11 protein-coding genes and 1 pseudogene are annotated in these 18,906 nt (G+C 72.6%); 11 read left to right on the forward strand and 1 reads right to left on the reverse strand.

Going from position 1 to position 18,906, the window contains the following annotated elements; translation table 11 throughout:
- Positions 1-152: 152 nt before the first annotated feature.
- Together eno and ACZ3X1_RS03010 are read left to right on the forward strand one after the other, a co-directional pair.
- Positions 153-1,511, forward strand: a complete 1,359-nt coding sequence (eno, locus tag ACZ3X1_RS03005; RefSeq protein WP_467275932.1) for a phosphopyruvate hydratase — start codon at positions 153-155, stop codon at positions 1,509-1,511.
- Between the two features lie 161 nt (positions 1,512-1,672).
- On the forward strand, positions 1,673-2,836 hold the full coding sequence (locus ACZ3X1_RS03010; protein ID WP_467275934.1) for a hypothetical protein: 1,164 nt from the start codon (positions 1,673-1,675) through the stop codon (positions 2,834-2,836).
- A gap of 161 nt (positions 2,837-2,997) precedes the next feature.
- Here the strand turns inward: ACZ3X1_RS03010 and ACZ3X1_RS03015 are convergent, their stop codons facing one another.
- Positions 2,998-4,287, reverse strand: coding sequence for an extracellular solute-binding protein (locus tag ACZ3X1_RS03015; RefSeq protein WP_467275936.1), 1,290 nt, complete (start codon positions 4,285-4,287; stop codon positions 2,998-3,000).
- Between the two features lie 710 nt (positions 4,288-4,997).
- Between ACZ3X1_RS03015 and ACZ3X1_RS03020 the strand changes: the two genes are divergently transcribed.
- From ACZ3X1_RS03020 to ACZ3X1_RS03060, 9 genes and pseudogenes are all read left to right on the forward strand, one after another.
- Positions 4,998-7,460 (forward strand): SpoIIE family protein phosphatase, encoded by a 2,463-nt coding sequence (locus tag ACZ3X1_RS03020; protein ID WP_467275938.1) that lies wholly within the window; start codon positions 4,998-5,000, stop codon positions 7,458-7,460.
- A 52-nt stretch (positions 7,461-7,512) separates the two neighbouring features.
- Positions 7,513-8,364, forward strand: coding sequence for a class I SAM-dependent methyltransferase (locus ACZ3X1_RS03025; RefSeq protein WP_467275940.1), 852 nt, complete (start codon positions 7,513-7,515; stop codon positions 8,362-8,364).
- A gap of 399 nt (positions 8,365-8,763) precedes the next feature.
- Positions 8,764-9,033: pseudogene (locus ACZ3X1_RS03030) on the forward strand (RlpA-like double-psi beta-barrel domain-containing protein); the annotation flags it as partial.
- A gap of 475 nt (positions 9,034-9,508) precedes the next feature.
- On the forward strand, positions 9,509-11,512 hold the full coding sequence (recQ, locus tag ACZ3X1_RS03035) for a DNA helicase RecQ (protein ID WP_356811499.1): 2,004 nt from the start codon (positions 9,509-9,511) through the stop codon (positions 11,510-11,512).
- Between the two features lie 440 nt (positions 11,513-11,952).
- Positions 11,953-12,192: a hypothetical protein gene (locus ACZ3X1_RS03040; protein WP_356811498.1), complete on the forward strand. Its 240-nt coding sequence runs from the start codon at positions 11,953-11,955 to the stop codon at positions 12,190-12,192.
- A gap of 99 nt (positions 12,193-12,291) precedes the next feature.
- Positions 12,292-13,098: a hypothetical protein gene (locus tag ACZ3X1_RS03045; RefSeq protein WP_467275944.1), complete on the forward strand. Its 807-nt coding sequence runs from the start codon at positions 12,292-12,294 to the stop codon at positions 13,096-13,098.
- A complete protein-coding gene (locus tag ACZ3X1_RS03050; RefSeq protein ID WP_467275946.1) occupies positions 13,095-15,386 on the forward strand; it encodes an NHLP family bacteriocin export ABC transporter peptidase/permease/ATPase subunit in 2,292 nt (763 codons plus the stop codon). The genes ACZ3X1_RS03045 and ACZ3X1_RS03050 overlap by 4 nt, the downstream gene beginning before the upstream one ends.
- A 1-nt stretch (position 15,387) precedes the next feature.
- Positions 15,388-18,267 (forward strand): NHLP bacteriocin export ABC transporter permease/ATPase subunit, encoded by a 2,880-nt coding sequence (locus ACZ3X1_RS03055; protein ID WP_467275948.1) that lies wholly within the window; start codon positions 15,388-15,390, stop codon positions 18,265-18,267.
- A 99-nt stretch (positions 18,268-18,366) separates the two neighbouring features.
- Positions 18,367-18,873, forward strand: coding sequence for a hypothetical protein (locus tag ACZ3X1_RS03060; protein WP_467275950.1), 507 nt, complete (start codon positions 18,367-18,369; stop codon positions 18,871-18,873).
- Positions 18,874-18,906: the final 33 nt, after the last annotated feature.

Below are 18,906 nucleotides of genomic sequence, written 5' to 3' on the forward strand. Positions count from 1 at the left end.
CTGACCTGTACAGCAATGCTGCGCAGCCGATCTGCACAGTCATGCTGTTCAGCAAAACTGAACAGCATTGCTGTATTGTTTCTCTCGTCGGGCCCAGCGCCGGCGTCGTCGCAGCCCGGGCCGCGGCACACGACCAACGGGGAGGAACCACCATGTCCGCCAAGGCAGTCGAAACCGTCGGCGCCCGTATCGCGACCGTCATCGCCCGCCGGATCATCGACAGCCGGGGCAATCCCACGGTCGAGGTCGACGTCGTCCTGACGGACGGCTCCCTGGGGCGCGCGGCCGTCCCCTCGGGTGCCTCCACCGGCGCCCGGGAGGCCGTGGAGCTGCGCGACGGCGACTCCACGCGCTGGCACGGCAAGGGCGTCGACCGCGCCGTGGCCCACGTCAACGGGGAGATCGCGGCCGCCGTGCGCGGCCGGGACGCGGCGGACCAGGCGGGGCTCGACGCCGCGCTGGTCGCGCTCGACGGCACCGACACGAAGTCCCGGCTCGGCGCGAACGCCATTCTCGGCGTCTCCCTCGCCGCCGCCAAGGCCGCCGCGGCGGCCCACCGCCAGCCCCTCTACCGCTACCTCGGCGGCGCCGACGCCCACCTCCTGCCGCTGCCGATGATGAACATCGTCAACGGCGGGGCGCACGCCGACAATCCGCTCGACTTCCAGGAGTTCATGATCGCGCCCGTGGGCGCGGACACCTTCGCCGAAGCCGTCCGCATGGGCAGCGAGGTCTTCCACACCCTGCGCCGCGACCTGCTGGCCGCCGGGCACTCCACCGGGGTCGGTGACGAGGGCGGCTTCGCGCCCGCGCTGCGTACCGCCGAGGAGGCGCTCGACTTCGTGGTGGCCGCCATCGAGCGCAGCGGCTACCGGCTCGGCACGGACGTCGGCCTGGTCATGGACCCGGCGTCGTCGGAGTTCTTCCGCGACGGGGTGTACGACTACGCCGGCGAGGGCGTGCGCCGGACGCCGTCCGAGCACGCCGACCACTTGGCCAAGCTCATCGACGCCTACCCGGTCCTCTCCATCGAGGACCCGATGGCGGAGAACGACCTGGAGGGCTGGCGCGAGCTGACCGCCCGCGTCGGCGACCGCTGCCAGCTCACCGGCGACGACGTGTTCTGCACCAATGAGGCGCTGCTGCGCGAGGGCATCCGTACGGGCGTCGGCAACTCGGTCCTGGTCAAGGTCAACCAGATCGGCACCCTGACCGAGGCGCTGGCAGCGGTGGCCACCGCCCACGAAGCGGGCTGGACGGCCGTCATGTCGCACCGCTCGGGCGAGACGGAGGACACGACCATCGCGGATCTGGCGGTGGCGACCGGCTGCGGCCAGATCAAGACCGGCTCGCTCTCCCGCTCCGACCGCACGGCAAAGTACAACCAGCTCATCCGGATCGAAGAGGAGCTGGGTGCCTCGGCGCGCTTCGCGGGCCGCTCCGCGCTCCGCCGGGCGGGAACGGCGCGCGCCCCACAGCCCCGCAGGGCAAGCTCCGGTGGCCGGTCCTGAGGGGGACGGGGTCAGGGAATTGATGCAAGGGCATGTACATCATGACAGGTCAGCGGCCTTTTTCGTAGGACGGAACGCACAGTTCGCGAGGCTTGTCCGGTCCGCTCCCCGACTCCCAGAATCTCCTTCGTGCATCACCCGGAGACTGGGGGAACATGGGGATGATCAATCACGACGCCGTTCTGCGTGCCCGCGTACTGCTGCTGGGTTCCGGCCGGCTGAGTGTGCTCGAACGGGTCGACGCGTACCGGGTTCTGGCTGAGGTCAGCCCGAAGGCGTATCTGCCGAAGCTCGTGGACGCGCTCCTCTTGATGAGCTACCGCACCCGGAACCCGGAGGTGGAACTGGCGCTGACCACCGAGGCGGTCGAGGCCGCCCGGAGGATCGAGGCCGGCCTGCCGACCCGAGCAGAACGGCTGCGCAGGGCCCTGGACGCCCACCAGAGGGCCCTGTTCGCCCTCGGACGCCGAGCGGAGGGACGCGCGGCCTGCGAGGAAATGGCCGCGGCCGGGAGCAACGGGCGGCTGGCGACGGCCCTGGCCGAGGAGGGACGCTTCCGGGAAGCCGCCGAACTCAACGAGAAGGCGGCCCGGAACGGCACACCCGAGATCTCTTTCTGGACCATGGTCGAGTGGGCCGCGAACCTGGAGGGCGCAGGCCTGCACGACGAGGCATCGGCCGTCTTCCGGGAACTTCTCGACGACACCCGGCGCAAGGCCGCCGAGCAGAGGTCGGCGCTGGCCATACTCACCTGGGAATTGGTACACCTCTCCCGGATGCGTGAGGCCGCCGGGGACGGGGCGGATGCCGCAGCCACCCGGCAGGAAGCCCTGACCGTCCTGGAGGAGTTGGCGACGACGGGCGAGCCGAAGAACTGGAGCTGCATCCTCGGGTGGTGGGTCACCCTGTTCGCGCTGTCGGGGCGGGGCGGCGAACCGGCTGCGAGCACCGAGTCGCCCATGCCGGCGTTCGGCACCCTCGATTGCGTGAGCGCCCCGCGCGATGCCTTCCTCGGCACTCTGCCGCGGCTCGAAGCGGAGGCGGCGGAACTGCGCGAGGCCGGCCGCATGCCCGAAGTGGTTGACGTCCAGCGCAGGATCACCATCCGCGCGGCCGTCCGCGAGGGCAACCGTCCCTACCAGTTCGGGGATCGCCTCACACCGTACTTCGACGAAGGCGTGGCGCTCGCCCGCCGCTTGCCCGACGACCCCGTGCGCCTCGCCCGGGCCTTGACGGACCGCTCGATGTTCCTCGTCGCCGCGCGAACCTTCGAACCCGCCTACGCCGACTTCGCCGAGGCCGTCACCCTCCTCGACGCCCGGTAGGGCGCGTCCTTCGGATCCGGCGGTCTCCCCCGCGATCTCGTGGATCGGCGTGCCGTTCGCCGAGGCCTGCTCCGACAGGTCGGAGCACGGCCGCCGGGCGCACGGCCGCCGGGACCGTGAGGTTCCCGCGTGCCGTGCGCCCGACCGGGCCCGGGGCGCGGTCAGGTTCTGTCGGCGGCGGCCTGCTCCGCCTTGTGCGCAATGTCCTCCAGGACGGCCTTGGGGTCGCCGCCCGGGGCGACGGCGCGGCCGATGTTGCGCTTGATCGCGTCGCTGACCGCCACCCATGACGGGTCGTTCACCGGGTAGAGGCGGGCCGTCCGCAGCGCGCTCAGGAAGTCTTCGTCGGTCTGGCTGAGGCCGCCGCCGGCCGGGGTCCGCGCGGCGGAGGTGGTGGCCGGCAGCAGGTGGTAGCGGTCCACGAAGTCCGCCAGGTTCTTGTCCTGGTAGACGAACTCCAGGAACTTGCCTGTCTCGGCCCGCTTGCCGTTCTGCCTGAAGGCCACCATCCAGTCGGCCACGCCCACGGTCGGCGGGCTTTCGCCGCTGTCCAGCGAGTCCGAGACGGGCATGGCGACGGTGCCGACGTCGATCCCCTTCGCGGCCGCCTCGTGGGCGAGCGACGGGTAGCCGTTGAGCATGCCGACCTCGCCCCGCAGGAACGCGGCGAAGGCGTCCGCACGGTTCGTCTCGGACGGCGCTGTGGGCCCGACCAGGCCGGGCGTGACCAGGTTGTCCCTGACCCACTGCCAGGTGCGGACGTTCTCCTCGGAGTCCAGGCTGTAGCTGCCCCGCCCGTCGGCGTAGCCGCCGCCGTTGCTGAGCTCCCAGATCAGCGCCTCGGCATGTGCTTCCTCCGGGCCCAGGGGCAGGGCGTACGGGTACTTCACGCCCTTGTCCTTGAGCGCCTTGGCGGCGGCCTTGAGCTGGGACCATGTCTTGGGCGGCGCGGCGACGCCGGCCCTGGTGAAGAGCGCCTTGTTGTAGAACAGCAGACGGCTGCTCGCCACGAAGGGCAGGCCGTAGAGGCGATTGTCGAAGGTCCCCGCGTCGGCGAGCGGCTGGAGGAAGTTCGCCTCGGCGCCGACCGACAGGAGTTCTTCCGCGGAGTACAGCTTCCCCTGCGCGGCGAAGTCCGAGTAGGAGCCCATGAGCGCCACGTCGGGGGCCTCGCCCGCCTCGACCATGCGGGAGACCTCGCGGTCGATATCCGCCCACGGCAGCAGCCGGACCTCGACCTTGATGCCGGGGTTGGCGTCGGTGAACGCGCCGGTCACCTTCTCCCAGTAGGCCTTGGAGCTGGTGGCCGGGGTGTCGCCGTACTCGGCGGCAACCAGGCGGAGCGTTCCGCCGTCACCCGCGCCGCCGCCAGGGACACCGCATCCGGACAGTTGCGGCAGGAGGCCGAGTACGAGCGCGGTGGCGGCCGGCCCGGAGATTCTTCGTCGCACGAGCGTATTCCCCTGATGTCGCTTCGATGTTGCCGCGCACGGTGACGCACCCTGCCAGGGGTGCCCTGCGGCCCGGTGGCCGGAATCATCTCCTGAGGTGGAGTGATTGATTCCGCTCGCGGAGCAGGTGTGGCCGAAGATCCAGGCCGGGGTCCGCCCGGTTGTGGCTTCCGACGACCGCCGACCGGTCCGACGCGCGTAGAACGGCTCCCGAGGCGGCGGACCCGTTCGGCGGGGTCCGGCCGTTTCCCGACCGGTCTGGCCGCCGGCTCCGTCGTACGGCGGCCGGGTGGAACCGCCGTCTCCGGGCGGTCCGTCCAGCGAGCCGCCAGGGGCCCCGCTCGTGGCGGCGCCGGAGGCTGTGGCCCGTCACGAGCGGTGTCCCAAGGCAGCGCGGAGGAGCCCGCCGTGTACTGGACGTACTCGGGAGCCCCGACGCTACGGTGCGGCGCGGCACGCACCGGACGACGCGGGCACAAGATCCGAAAGAGACGGCCCAGGGGCTTCTTGTCCACCCCAGGCCCGCAGGGCCGGGGTCCCGTACCCGCGAAGCGGTCCCGTCGAGCGCGCCCCGCGCCGTGCCCGGAGCCTGCTCGCGAGACACTGGGAATGACGCCCGGAGCGGTACCGGACGGCGCAACGCCTCTGGCTCCCGCCCCGGACATCGACCAGCATGGGGACAGCGGGGCCGGCGGACGAGATGGGCACGGATGCACGCCAGTGAGAGCAACCAGGACTATCCCTTCGCCGTGACGAACACGGCCGCGGCCCTGCTGGACGGCGCCGGGACGGTCCTCGCCTGGACCCCGGCGGCCGAGGCCCTCCTGCAGCGCCGGTCCGCGGACGTGTGCGGCCGACCGGCACGGGACCTCCTCGCGGATGTGGACTCGGGCGGCTGGGAGGCGGTGCCGGCCCACAGCGGGCGGAGCGGCTGCGCGGGCGGGGAGGGCTGGGAGGGCTGGGAGGGCCGGGCCACGCTGCGGCACGGCGCGGGCGGCGAGCTGGAGATCGGCTTCCGCGTCGTCCCGCTCAACGACGGCACGTCGCAGAAGGCGGGCCGGTTCCTGGTACTCGGCGCACCCCTGGAGCTGGTCTCCCGATGGCGCCAGGACCACGCCTTCACCAAGGAGCTGTTCCTCCAGGGCAGGGTCGGCCTGGCCGTCTTCGACAGGGACCTGCGCCTGCTGCGGACGAACACGCACCTGCTGCCGTACACCGGGGTGCCCGTCGAACTGTACGGCCGGCGCCTGGCCGACTTCCTGTGGGCCGAGGATGCGCGCACCGTCGAGGCCCGGCTGCAGGAGGTCCTGGACAGCGGGACGCCCCTGACCGGCTTCAGCACGACCGTGCGCACCCTGGACGATCCGCGGGGCGGCCGGATCGTGACCATCCAGGCGTTCCGGCTCCAGGAGCCCGACGACCGGCCGATGGGTGTGGCGGCGGTGTTCACCGACGTCACCGACCACGAACGCTCACGCGGGCGGCTGGACCTCCTCTACCGCGCGACCGGAGCGCTGGGGGGGTCGCTGTCGGTCCTGCGCACCGTGGAGGACCTGGTGAAGGTCCTGGCGCCCACGTTCGGCGACTGCGCCGCGGTGGACCTCGCGGAGACCGTGCTCACCGGCGGAGAACCGGCCGCCGACGACCACCTCCCCCTGCCCCTGATCCGGATGGCCGTCGCCGGGACGGAACCGCAGGTACTGCGTACGGGGACGACGGCCCGGTTCGCGGCGCCGCCCTCGGCGTCCGCGGAGCGGGCGTGCCGGGGAGAGCTGGTCACCGGGCCGGGCGGCCGGCCCGCGGATCCCGGGAACGACGCGGTCCCGGAGTGGGCTTCGACCGTCCCGGGTGCCCATTCGGCGATGACGGCCCCGCTGTGCGCCCGGGGCATCAGGTTCGGACGGCTCACGCTCTGGCGCACCGGTGACTCCGCTCCGCTGGACGAGGACGACCTGGCGCTGCTGGAGGAGATCGCCGCCCGAGCGGCCGTCGCCGTCGACAACGCCCGTCGGTACACCAAGGAACGCCGCACCGCCCTGGGGCTGCAGCGCAGCCTCCTGCCGCCGGCCACCTCGGAGAAGCCCGCGGTGGAAGCCGCCGGTCTGTACCTGCCCGCCGACGCGGACAGCGGAGTGGGCGGCGACTGGTTCGACGTCATCCCCCTGTCGTCGGCCCGTGTCGCCCTGGTGGTCGGTGACGTCGCCGGTCACGGGCTGCACGCCACGGCCATGATGGGGCGCCTGCGCAGCGCCGTACGCGCGATGGCGGACCTGGAACTGGAACCGGAGGAACTGCTGGCGCACGTGGACGACATGGTGGTGCAGGTGGCGTCCGAGGCCGAGAGCGACGACGCGGACGACGGCGGCGCGGGCATTCCACTGCCCGGCGGGCCGGCCGGGGCCACCTGCCTGTACGCCGTGTACGACCCGGTCACCCGTTCTTGCGTCATGGCGAGCGCCGGACACCCCCCGCCGGCCGTGGTCGGCCCGGACGGAACGGTGGAGTACGTCGAGCTGAGCCCCGGCCCGCCCCTGGGGGTCGGCGGCTGGCCCTTCGAGCCGGTCGAGCTCGTCCTGCCGCCGGGGAGCGTCCTGGCCCTGTACACCGACGGCCTGATCGAGCGCGGGGAGGGGGACGTCGACGAGGGCATGCGCGACCTGGCGGAGCGGCTGCTGCGCTCGGGCGTACTCGGCAAGCCGCTGCGCCAGGCCCGGCACGACATCGTGGAGGGGCTGCCGCCGGGCAGGCTGAGGGACGACGTCACGCTGCTGCTGGCCCGTACCCGGGTGGTGGACACCGGCTCCGTCGCGACGTGGCTGCTGGAAGCCGACCCGGCGGTCGTCGCCGAAGCGCGTCATCTCGTCCTGGCCCAGCTGACGGCCTGGGACCTCGACGAGCTGTCGTTCAGCACGGAGCTCATCGTCAGCGAGCTGGTCACCAACGCCATCCGCCACGCCGGCGGCCCCGTCCGGCTCCGCCTGATCCGGGCGGACACCCTGACGTGCGAGGTCTCCGACTCCAGCAACACGCAGCCGAGGATGCGGCGCGCGAGGAACTCCGAGGAAGGCGGGCGCGGCCTGTACATCGTCGCCCAGCTGTCGCACCGCTGGGGCAGCCGCTACACCATGGGAGGCAAGACCGTCTGGTCCGAACAGAACCTGCCCCTCGTCTGACGGATCCGCGCCGGCCGGCGGTCCGGGTACGGAACCACAGGAGGTGGTGGCCGTGAGCAGCACTCCTCGGGTCGATCCCGCCAACGCCGAGCAGGCGCGCGCCTGGGACGGACGGGAGGGCGCGTACTGGGCGGAGCACGCCGACCGGTTCGACCGCGCGATCCGCCCCTACCGGACGCACTTCCTCGCGGCGGCGGACGTGTCCCCCGCCGACCGGGTGCTGGACGTCGGCTGCGGCACCGGCGAGACCACCCGTGCCGCCGCACGGCGGGCGAGCGCCGGCCGGGCGCTGGGCGTGGACCTGTCGGCGGCGATGCTGAGCGTGGCACGGCGGCGGGCGGTCGCCGAGGGCGTGCACAACGCCGAGTTCGTGCAGGCGGACGCCCAGGTCCACGCCTTTCCCGCGGCGTCGTTCGACGTGGCCGTCAGCCGCACCGGATCGATGTTCTTCGCCGACCCGGTCGCCGCGTTCCGCAACATCGGCGGTGCGCTGCGCCCCGGCGGACGCTTCGTGCAGTTGGTCTGGCAGGAGCCGGCGGGCAACGAGTGGTTCCTCGCCTTCACGCGGGCCCTGGCCGCAGGACGCCCGACGGCCGGGCCCGCCCCCGACGCTCCCGGGCCGTTCTCGCTGGCCGATCCCGCGCGCGTACGGGCCGTTCTCGGCGCCGCCGGCTTCACGGACGTCCGGCTGGAGCCGCACCGTGAGGCGATGTGGTTCGGTGAGGACGCGGCCGACGCGGAGCGGTTCACGCTGGGCCTGCACGGCTGGATGCTCGACGGTCTCGACGACGGGGGCCGCCGTCGTGCGATCGACGATCTGAGGGCCACCCTCACCGCCCATGAGACCGACGACGGGGTGCGCTACGCGTCGGCGGTCTGGATCATCCGGGCGACGCGCGCCTGACGCCTCCTGGAGGGTTAAGGCGGGGTCAACTGAACCTTAAGGATCAGGGCCGAGCCGCCGTCCGCCTGGCGGTCCGGCCGGTCGCCGCGAGCGCCGCAGACGTCGACCGGAATCAGTGGCAGGGCCGCCACCTGCGCGTTCGTATGCGGCGCGGGTGTCCCGGGCCGCCGTGTCAGGCCGCGCGCAGCACCCGCGGGCTGCGCCACCACCGGATTTGTAACACGGCGACAAGAACCGAACTCGCTTGTGACGGCGGGCGTATGCAGGACGTAGGGGAGGCCGTGCCCATCGGATCGAGGAGTGTCAATGTCCCGGAAACGGACGATGAGTCTTACGAAGAAGATCGTGCTCTCTGCCACCACGGCAGCGCTGGTCACGGGAGGGGTCGTCGTCACGGTGGCGACCGGTAATGCCGCCGCCCCCGACGTCGTGTGTCCCGGGTCGACGGTGACGCTGTCGGGTGAAGCGGGTCCGCCGGCGGCGACCAGCGGGACGTTCCCCGTCGGGACGAAGCTGAAGGTGACGAACCTCGACAACGGCCAGGCCACGACCGTCACCGTGAACGGCCCCTCCGGCAGCTGCGTCCTGCTCAACAACGCCGCCTTCGACAAGGTGCGCGAACCCGGCAAGAACCTGATCCGACGGGCCCGCGTCGAGCGCGTGAACTGACCGCCCGAGCAGGCTGTTCGGGGCCATGGGGTGTCATGGCGGGGGTACCGGCCGGCCGTCTCCCGCCATGGCACCGACCCTGCGGAAGCGCTCCGCGTGGGAGGAGAACCCCGCCCGACGCTGCTCAGCGCGGGGGCGGCCGGCAACCCGCGCGGCCGCTGGTCGCCGTCGGCGGCGGACCGCACCTGCCGCAGCCTGCCACGCAGGTCGGCCGGTACGGGAGGGCCTGGGGCAGGAGCCGTACCGGCCGGACGGCGACGACGACGGCGCCCTCGGCGGGCTGCCGCGTACGGCGCTGCAGGGCGTCGCCCATTCGATGCGGCCTCGGCGCCTCCCGTGACGCCCGGACGGCGACACCTTGAGCCCTGATGCCCTGATGCCCTGATGATCCGGTGCCTCGGCCCCCGCGCTCCCGACGGCCGCCGGTTCCCGTGGACGGACCCGGCGTGTCGGCGGGTGCCGTTAGGCTTCTCGGATGGCCCTTCCGGACACTTCCCCCGATACCTCCGACGCTCTGCAGGTACTGCACCGCGTGTTCGGATACGACACCTTCCGCGGCGAGCAGCAGGAGATCATCGAGCAGGTGGTCAGCGGCGGCGACGCGCTCGTGCTGATGCCGACCGGCGGCGGCAAGTCGCTCTGCTACCAGATCCCGGCGCTGGTCAGGGAAGGCACGGGCGTCGTGGTCTCGCCGCTCATCGCGCTCATGCAGGACCAGGTGAACGCGCTGAACGCGCTCGGGGTGCGGGCCGGATTCCTCAACTCCACGCAGGACCCCTACGAGCGGCAGGCCGTAGAGCAGGCCTTCCTCGCGGACGAGCTCGACCTGCTCTACCTTGCCCCCGAGCGGCTCCGCACCGAGAGCGCCCAGCGGCTCCTCGACCGGGGCAAGGTGTCGGTCTTCGCGATCGACGAAGCGCACTGCGTCGCCCAGTGGGGGCACGACTTCCGTCCCGACTACCTCGCTCTGTCCCTGCTGCACGAGCGCTGGCCCAAGGTGCCGCGGATCGCGCTGACGGCGACGGCCACGGAGGCCACCCACGCCGAGATCGTGGCGCGGCTCGGCCTGGAGGACGCCCGGCACTTCGTCGCCAGCTTCGACCGGCCGAACATCCAGTACCGCATCGTCGCGAAGAACAACCCGCTCAAGCAGCTGCTGGACCTGATCCGGACCGAGCACGCCGGGGACGCCGGTGTCGTGTACTGCCTGTCCCGGGCTTCGGTGGAGAAGACCGCGGCCTCGCTGGTGGAGCAGGGCATCGACGCCGTGGCGTACCACGCCGGAATGGACGCCCGGACGCGCGCGGCGAACCAGGCGCGCTTCCTGCGGGAGGACGGGGTCGTGGTGGTCGCCACGATCGCCTTCGGCATGGGCATCGACAAGCCGGACGTGCGTTTCGTGGCGCACCTGGACCTCCCGAAGTCGGTCGAGGGCTACTACCAGGAGACGGGCCGCGCCGGCCGCGACGGCGAGCCCGCCACGGCATGGCTGGCGTACGGCCTGCAGGACGTGGTCCAGCAGCGCAAGCTCATCGACGGTTCCGAGGGGGACGAGGCGCACCGCCGCTCCCTGGGCATGCACCTGGACGCGATGCTGGCGCTGTGCGAGACGGTCGAGTGCCGCCGGGTGCGGCTGCTGGCGTACTTCGGCCAGAAGGGCACGCCCTGCGGCAACTGCGACACGTGCCTGACGCCGGCCGAGTCCTGGGACGGGACGGTCGCCGCGCAGAAGCTGCTGTCGACGGTGTGGCGGCTGGCGAAGGAGCGGCGGCAGAAGTTCGGCGCCGGCCAGATCATCGACATCCTCCAGGGCAAGAAGACGGCCAAGGTCATCCAGTTCGACCACGACGCGCTGTCGGTGTTCGGCGTCGGGGCGGACCTGGGCACCGCGGAGTGGCGGGGTGTCGTGCGCCAGCTGCTGGCGCAGCGGCTGCTGGCGGTGGAGGGCGACTACGGAACGCTCGTGCTGACGGAGGACAGCGGCGAGGTGCTGGGGGGACGCCGCAGCGTCCCGATGCGGAAGGAGAAGGCGCCCGCCGCCCCTTCCCGCAAGGAGCCCGGGTCGCGTTCGGGCAAGGGCAACCGCGTACCGGCCGACCTGCCGGCCGAGGCCGAGCCGGTCTTCCTGGCCCTGCGCGCCTGGCGGGCCGAGACGGCGAAGGAGCAGGGCGTACCGGCGTACGTCGTCTTCCACGACGCGACGCTGCGGGAGATCGCGACGCGGCTGCCGGCCACGGTGGAGGAGCTGGCCACCATCGGCGGTGTCGGCGAGGCCAAGCTCGCCAAGTACGCCGAAGGCGTCCTCAAGACGCTGGCGGAGTGCGGCGCCGCCGCTCCCGCCGCTCCGGCCGGGCCCGCGGCGGCGTCCGCGCTCCCTGCCCGCTCCGACACCGCGGCCCCCTCCGGTCCGGACCCCGACGAGCCGCCCTTCGACCCGGAGGGGATGGAGCCGCCGCCCTGGGACGAGGACTGGCAGTAGTCCGCCAGGTCCGACCGCAGCCGGCCGAGGGGCCGGGTCGTCAGCCGACGGCCCGGCCCTTCGCCGTACGCACACCGGTTGCGGTGGCCCCGTCACGCCCTGTGCCCTGCACAAACCTGCACATCGTGTCCGCGATCTCGACAGGCAGCCTCCCCGAGCCCTCCTTCCGACCGGCAGGACCCCTCCATTTGGGTCCGATTTACGCCGTTTCGTTCCACGTAAGCACGGCGCGGTCCCTATCTGTTACTCGATCTCGTGAAGAAGTCGCCACCATTGCGTGAATCAAGCTGCACGTCCGTTGTCACCGGCACCCTTTCTCCCGTGATGGACAGTCAACGGGATTGGGTGAGTAGCCCGTTCGCGTGCTTTCATCTTGCGCATCGCAGCACCGGAAACCGGCAGCGGCGATGAATTCCTCCCCCCATTGAAAGGTGCGCTCCATGCGTAACGACATCGAGACCCGTGAGATCGACGACACCGAGCTGGACGCCGTGTCCGGCGGCATCATCAGCGTGTCCGGCGGCCTGGCCGGCGCCGTGACCAGCGATGTCAACGACATCGTGGGCGTCGCGGGCTCCCTCCACACGGTCCAGGCCGCGACGGGCATCGTCTCCCACGCCCCCGGCCTCGTCACGGGCATCACCGGCGTTTCGGTGAACGCCGGTCGCGCCGGTCTCTGATCGGGATATCCCGGTGAACCCCGGAGCATCCCCCACGGCTCCGGGGTTCACCGCTGTCCCCCTGCCCCACCGATACGAATGCAGCCGAAGGAACAGTCCGTGCAGTTTCGCCAAAAGGCTCTTTCCAAGCTGCAATCGCCCGAAGAACTCGACCTGCCCGTTCGCTTCGCACGCCCGCAGGGGCGCCTCGTCCTGGCCGTGACGGTCATCGTCATGGCCGCCGCGGGCTACTGGGCCTGCACGGGCAGCGTGTCGTCCCGGCTGAGCGCACCCGGCATCCTCACCCAGGCCGAGGGCAGTTACGTCCTGCAGACGCCGGTCGCCGGACAGGTGACGGGCGTCCTCGCCGAGGAGGGCCAGATGCTGGCCGCCGGCGCGCCCCTGCTCAACGTCCGTACGGAGCAGGGGGAACGGCCCGTGCGCGTGGTGACCGGAGGACGGCTGACGACGCTGGTGGCCAAGGTGGGTTCGGTCGTCGCCACGGGTGCGGACGTCGCCACCGTGGAACGTGTGAAGGACCCCGAGGACCCGCTGGTGGCCGTGCTGTACGTGCCGGGCGGCAGCGGCTCGTCGATCCCCGTGGGCGCCCCCGTCGACCTGAGCCTCCAGTCCGTCCCGCAGCAGCGGTTCGGCGTGCTGCGCGGACGCGTCACCGCGGTCGGCCGCGCACCCCTCACGCAGGCACAGATCGCCGGCTTCCTCGGCGACGGCGGGCTCGCCGAGCAGTTCTCCCGCCACGGCAGCCCGGTGGCCGTGGCGGTACGGCTCGAACGCTCCTCCTCCACCCCGTCCGGCTACCGGTGGTCCGCCGCGGACGGGCCCCCGTACCCCGTCGACTCGCGGACGCCCGTCACCGGCGCCGTCCACCTCGCCGCGCAGCGCCCCGTCGACTGGCTGCTGCCATGACCGCGCCACAGGCCGGAGCACGCCCGCGGGCGCCCCACCTCCCGCCCGCCGGACGCCGGCGCCACCGCCCGGAGCCGAAGCGCGGCGCTCGCCGCGGACCGGCACGCACACCCGCGCCCACCCCCAGGGGCCGTACGCCCCGCCCCGTGCGCACCCCCACCGTGCTGCAGATGGAGGCCGTGGAGTGCGGCGCCGCCGCCCTGGCCATGGTGCTCGGCCACCACGGCCGCTTCGTCCCGCTCGAAGAACTGCGCGTCGCCTGCGGGGTCTCCCGGGACGGCTCCCGCGCCAGCAACCTCCTCAAGGCGGCCCGCGGGTACGGGCTGAAGGCCAAGGGCATGCAGATGGACCTGTCCGCGCTCGCCGAGGTGCGCGGCCCGGCCGTCCTGTTCTGGGAGTTCAACCACTACGTCGTCTACGAGGGCACGGCCCGGCGGTTCGGGCGCCGGGGCGTGTACGTCAACGACCCCGGCAAGGGCCGCAGGTTCGTCCCCATGGACGAGTTCGACACGAGCTTCACCGGTGTCGTCCTCACCTTCGAGCCCGGTGACGGCTTCCGCCGAGGCGGCCGCAGGCCGGGGGTCCTGGGCAGCATCCCCGCCCGCCTGCGGGGCACTTCGGGCACCATGGCGGCCGCCGTGCTCTGCAGCCTCCTCCTGGTGGCGGTCGGCGCGTCGGTGCCGGCCCTGAGCCGCACGTACATCGACATGTTCCTCATCGGGCAGCAGACGTCCCTGCTGGGCGTGTTGTTCGCCTCGATGGCCGTCACCCTCGTACTCACCGCGACCCTCACCGCGCTGCTCCAGGCCAACCTGCTGCGCGGACGCGTCATCTCCTCGACCCTGGGCAGCGCCCGCTTCTTCCGGCACCTGCTCAGACTTCCGGTCACCTTCTACTCCCAGCGCAACCCGGCCGATCTGGTCCAGCGCCTCCAGTCCAACGACGCGGTTGCCGAGACCCTCGCCCGTGACCTGTCCGCCGCGGCGGTGGACGCGGTGGTGATCGTGCTCTACGCGGTGCTGCTGTGGACGTACGACCCGCAGCTCACGCTCGTCGGCGTGGCCGTGGCGCTGCTCAACGTGGTCGCCCTGCGGATCGCGATCCGGGTGAGGGCCACCGGTACCCGCAAGCTGCGCGCCGAGAGCGCCCGGCTGACCAACACCTCGTACAGCGGCCTCCAGCTCATCGAGACGATGAAGGCGACGGGCGGCGAGAACGGTTTCTTCCGCCGCTGGGCCGGCCAGCACGCGGTCACCCTCGACGTCCAGCAGCGGCTCGGCGTGCCCGGCGCGTGGCTGGCGATCGTCGCACCCACGCTGGCGGCGTTCAACAGCGCGCTGATCCTGACGATCGGCGGCCTGCGGGCGGTGGAGGGCCACCTCACCGTCGGCCTGCTCGTCGCCTTCCAGGCCCTGGTGACCAGTTTCACCGCGCCGATCTCCCGGCTGGGCGGCGTCGCCGGCCGGATCCAGGACTTCGCGGCCGACGTCGCCCGCCTGGGGGACGTCGAGAACTTCCCCGTCGACCCCGTATACGCACGGCGCGAGCCAGCCGCCTCCACCCGTCGCCTCAAGGGGCACGTGGAGCTGGACGGCATCACCTTCGGCTACAGCCCGCTGGACGCCCCGCTGTTCGAGGGCTTCTCGCTCTTGGTCGGACCGGGGCAGCAGGTCGCGCTCGTCGGCGGCTCGGGCAGCGGCAAGTCCACCGTCTCCCGGCTGATCTCCGGCCTGCACACCCCCTGGGCGGGCGCCATCCGCATCGACGGGATGCGGCTGGAGGACATCCCGCGCGGCGCGCTCGCCGCGTCCGTGTCCTTCGTCGACCAGGACGTCTTCCTCTTCGAGGGCACCGTCCGCGACAACGTCACGCTGTGGGACCCCACCATCGCGGACGAGGCCGTCGTCGCCGCGCTGGAGGACGCCGCCGTGTACGAGGTGGTGGCCCGCCGCCCCGGCGGCATCCACAGCCGTGTCGAGCAGGACGGCCGCAACTTCTCCGGCGGGCAGCGCCAGCGCCTGGAGATCGCGCGGGCGCTGGTGCGCCGCCCCAGCGTGATGGTGCTCGACGAGGTGACCAGCGCCCTGGACGCGGTGACCGAGCAGGTCATCATCGACAACCTGCGCCGCCGCGGCTGTGCCTGCGTGGTCATCGCCCACCGGCTGAGCACGGTGCGCGACAGCGACGAGATCGTCGTGCTCGACCGGGGCACGGTCGTGGAACGCGGGCGGCACGAGCAACTGGCCGCCGCGGGGGGCGCGTACGCCTCACTGGTCAAGGAGCACTGAGGTGACGTACCCGCACCACACCGCCGCCACCGCCGCCGCGGCGGCCGACCCGGTCGTCGCCGCCCTGGGCGCGCTGGGTGCGCCCGTCGACTGCGCGGGCGTGCGCAGCCTGTCCCTGGAGGGCCCGCTCGTCCTGTGGCTGGTCGTGGAGGGCGAGCTGGACCTGTTCGCCGTGGACGCCGCGCAGGCCGGGCACTGGCACTTCCTGGGCCGGCTGGAGCCGGGCACGCTGCTGCTCGGTCCGGCGGAGGGCCCCGGGCACACCCTGTCCGGCCGGCCGCTCCAGGGATGCCGGCTGCGCCGGATCGAGCTGCGGGAGCTGTACCGCGCGGAGTATCCGCAGTACTCCGACCACCAGCAGTACGGGGAGTATCCGCAGTACGGGGAGTACGGGGGGTACGGCCCCTCCCCCGCGGGACGGCCGAGCCCGCTGGAGGACGCCTTCGCGCGCGGCATCGGCCGCGGTCTGCGCGTGCTCTACGAGGCACCGCTGGACGGTGTCGCCGGCGCCGGCCACGGCGGGGCCGACGACGACATCCTGTGGATGCGGATCCCTCCCGGCAGCGTGCAGTACGGCGCCGTGTACGCGGCGGAGGCGGTGGGCACCCTCCTCGTCGACCCGGCGGTGTGGCAGGGCATGGTCGACCAGCAGCACCGGCTGCTGTACGCCCTGGACGGCTGGATCGAACAGCTGGAGCGCGCGCACGAGGACCGCACGGCCGCCGGGATCGAGGCGGGCCGCGCCGCCCGCACCGAGGCGGACCGGACGCTGCTGGCGTCCATCGCCCGTTCGCGCCGGGACACCCACCGGGGCGCGAGCGTCGACGCGACCTTCGCGGCGTGCCGCGTCGTCGCCGACGCGGCCGGCATCACCCTCACCCCGCCGGCCGGGGCCGGTTCCGCGTCCGAGCAGCTGGACCCCGTCGAACGCATCGCGCTGGCCTCACGGATCCGCACCCGCCCGGTCCGGCTCGGCGGGCGCTGGTGGCGGGAGAACAGCGGCCCGCTGGTGGGCCGGCGCGAGAAGGACGGCACGCCCGTCGCCCTGCTGTGGCGGCGCGGCGGCTACGAGGCGTTCGACCCCGCCAACGGCACGCGCGAGCGCGTCGGGAAGAGCGACGCGACCACCTTCGAACCGCGCGCCGTCATGCTGTACCGCCCCCTGCCCGACGGGCGGGTGGGCCTGCCGGCGCTGCTCCGCTTCAGCGTCCGCGGCACCCTCCCCGAGCTGCGCAGTCTGCTGCTGGGCGGGCTGGTTTCGGTGGTCCTGGCCGCGCTGGTGCCGATCGGCACGGGCCAGGTCCTCGGCCGGTACGTCCCGCAGGCCGAGAACGGCCTCATCGTGCAGACAGGGCTGGCGCTGGTCGCGGCCGGCATCGTCTCGGCCGTCTTCATGCTGCTGCAGAACACCTCCCTGCTGCGCATGGAGGGCCGCATCGAGGCGACCTTGCAACCGGCGGTGTGGGACCGGCTGCTGCGCCTGCCGGCGACGTTCTTCGCGGGCCGCTCCACCGGCGAACTGGCCGGCGCGGCGATGGGGGTCAGCGCCGTCCGCCGCGTCCTGTCCGGCATCGGCCCGGTATGCGTACAGGCGTGCACCGTCGGCGTGGTGAACCTGGTGCTGCTGCTGGTCTACAGCGTGCCGCTGGCGATGGCGGCGCTGGCCGTGCTGGTCGTCATCGCAGGGGTCTTCCTGGTCCTGGGGCTGTGGCAGCTGCGCTACGAGCGCCGGTTGAACACGCTCGGCCACCGGCTGGCCAACCAGGCCTTCCAGACGCTGCGCGGCCTGCCCAAGCTCCGCGTCGCCGCGGCCGAGAGCTTCGCGTACGCGTCCTGGGCACGGGAATTCGCCCGTACGCGCGACCTGCACCAGCGCATCGGCCGGATACAGAACGTCAGCACGGTCCTCGGGGCCGTCCACCTGCCGCTGTGCACGCTGGTGATGTTCGTGCTGCTGGCCGGACCGGCCCGCGGCGCCCTGTCCGCGAGCGAGTTCCTCACCTTCAGCACCGCGCTGACCATGCTCGTGTCGTCGGTGACGCAGCTGACCGGGGCGCTCGTCTCGGCCGCCTCGGTGCTGCCGATGTTCGAGCAGATCGCACCGGTCCTGCGGGAGACCCCCGAGGTGGCCCGCTCCAGTACCGCGCCGGGGGAGCTGACCGGCGCCCTCGAAGCCAAGAACCTGTCCTACCGCTATGCCGACGACGGCCCGCTCGTCCTCGACGACGTCAGCCTGCGCGTCGGACAGGGCGAGTTCGTCGCGATCGTCGGAGCCAGCGGCTGCGGCAAGTCGACGCTGTTGCGGCTGCTGATCGGCTTCGACGAGCCCGCCTCGGGCAGCGTGCTCTACGACGGCCAGGACCTTGCGGCCCTCGACCGGGCGGCCGTACGCCGCCAGTGCGGGGTCGTCCTGCAGAACGCCCAGCCCCTCTCCGGGTCCATCCTCGACTGCATCCGCGGCGCCGGGACGTTCACGCTCGAAGAGGCGTGGGAGGCCGCCGCGCTGGCGGGCCTGGCGGAGGACATCAAGGCCATGCCGATGGGCATGCACACCATCCTGTCCGACGGCGGGGGCACCGTCTCGGGCGGCCAGCGCCAACGGCTGATGATCGCCCAGGCCCTCATCCGCAAGCCGCGCATCCTGTTCCTCGACGAGGCCACCAGCGCCCTCGACAACGAAGCCCAGCGCGTGGTCATCGAATCCACCCGCGCCCTGCGGACCACCCGCCTGGTGATAGCCCACCGCCTCTCCACGGTCATGGACGCCGACCGCGTGATCGCCATGGCGGACGGCCGGATCGTCCAGCAGGGCCCCCCGGCCGAGCTCCTCGCCGACCCCGCCGGCCTCTTCCACACCCTGGTCCGCCGCCAGCTCCACTAACCGAATCGCGCGGTCCACGGCTGACAAGTCCTTGCCATGGCGAGGACCTGCCGCGCCGGGGCCTTCACGCCGGTGTTCCCGGGCGGATAGACCCTTGTCATGTCCTCCCCCTCCCAGGCTTCCGCCTCCCGACGCGTGCGCCGGCGCCGGCAGCTGGTCTCGGTCACCGCCGTGGTCCCGCTGCTGGTGTCGGGCCTCGCGGCCCTGCACGCCCCGGCTCAAGCCGCTCCGAGCAAACCCCCTGCTCCCGCTAGGCCTTCGGCCACCCACAAGGTCACCCTGGTCACCGGTGACGTCGTCACGGTCACCACGATGGCGGACGGCAAACAGACCGCAGACGTCGAGCGGCCGCCCAGTGCCTTCGGCGGCGTGAAGGTCCAGCAGATCAAGGGCGACCTGTTCGTGATCCCTGACGAGGCCGTGCCGCTGCTGGGCGCGGACAAGCTGGACCGGCGTCTGTTCAACGTCACCGACCTGATCGAGATGGGCTACGACGACGCGAAGTCGGCGGCGGTGCCGCTGATCGCGACGTACGACCGGTCGAAGTCCCGCTCGGCCGGCGGGCCGACGGCTCCCCGGGGCAGCAGGCTGACCCGCGACCTCTAGGGCATCGGCGGCGCCGCGCTGGCCACCGAGAAG

It is taken from the genome of Streptomyces sp. NPDC023541, from assembly GCF_055559995.1.

Bases quoted from the DNA above. Each gene is read 5' to 3' on its own strand.
- eno (WP_467275932.1), top strand. From the start codon at position 153: ATGTCCGCCAAGGCAGTCGAAACCGTCGGCGCCCGTATCGCGACCGTC.
- ACZ3X1_RS03060 (WP_467275950.1), top strand. From the start codon at position 18,367: ATGTCCTCCCCCTCCCAGGCTTCCGCCTCCCGACGCGTGCGCCGGCGC.
- recQ (WP_356811499.1), top strand. From the start codon at position 9,509: ATGGCCCTTCCGGACACTTCCCCCGATACCTCCGACGCTCTGCAGGTA.
- ACZ3X1_RS03050 (WP_467275946.1), top strand. From the start codon at position 13,095: ATGACCGCGCCACAGGCCGGAGCACGCCCGCGGGCGCCCCACCTCCCG.
- ACZ3X1_RS03040 (WP_356811498.1), top strand. From the start codon at position 11,953: ATGCGTAACGACATCGAGACCCGTGAGATCGACGACACCGAGCTGGAC.
- ACZ3X1_RS03010 (WP_467275934.1), top strand. From the start codon at position 1,673: ATGATCAATCACGACGCCGTTCTGCGTGCCCGCGTACTGCTGCTGGGT.
- ACZ3X1_RS03020 (WP_467275938.1), top strand. From the start codon at position 4,998: ATGCACGCCAGTGAGAGCAACCAGGACTATCCCTTCGCCGTGACGAAC.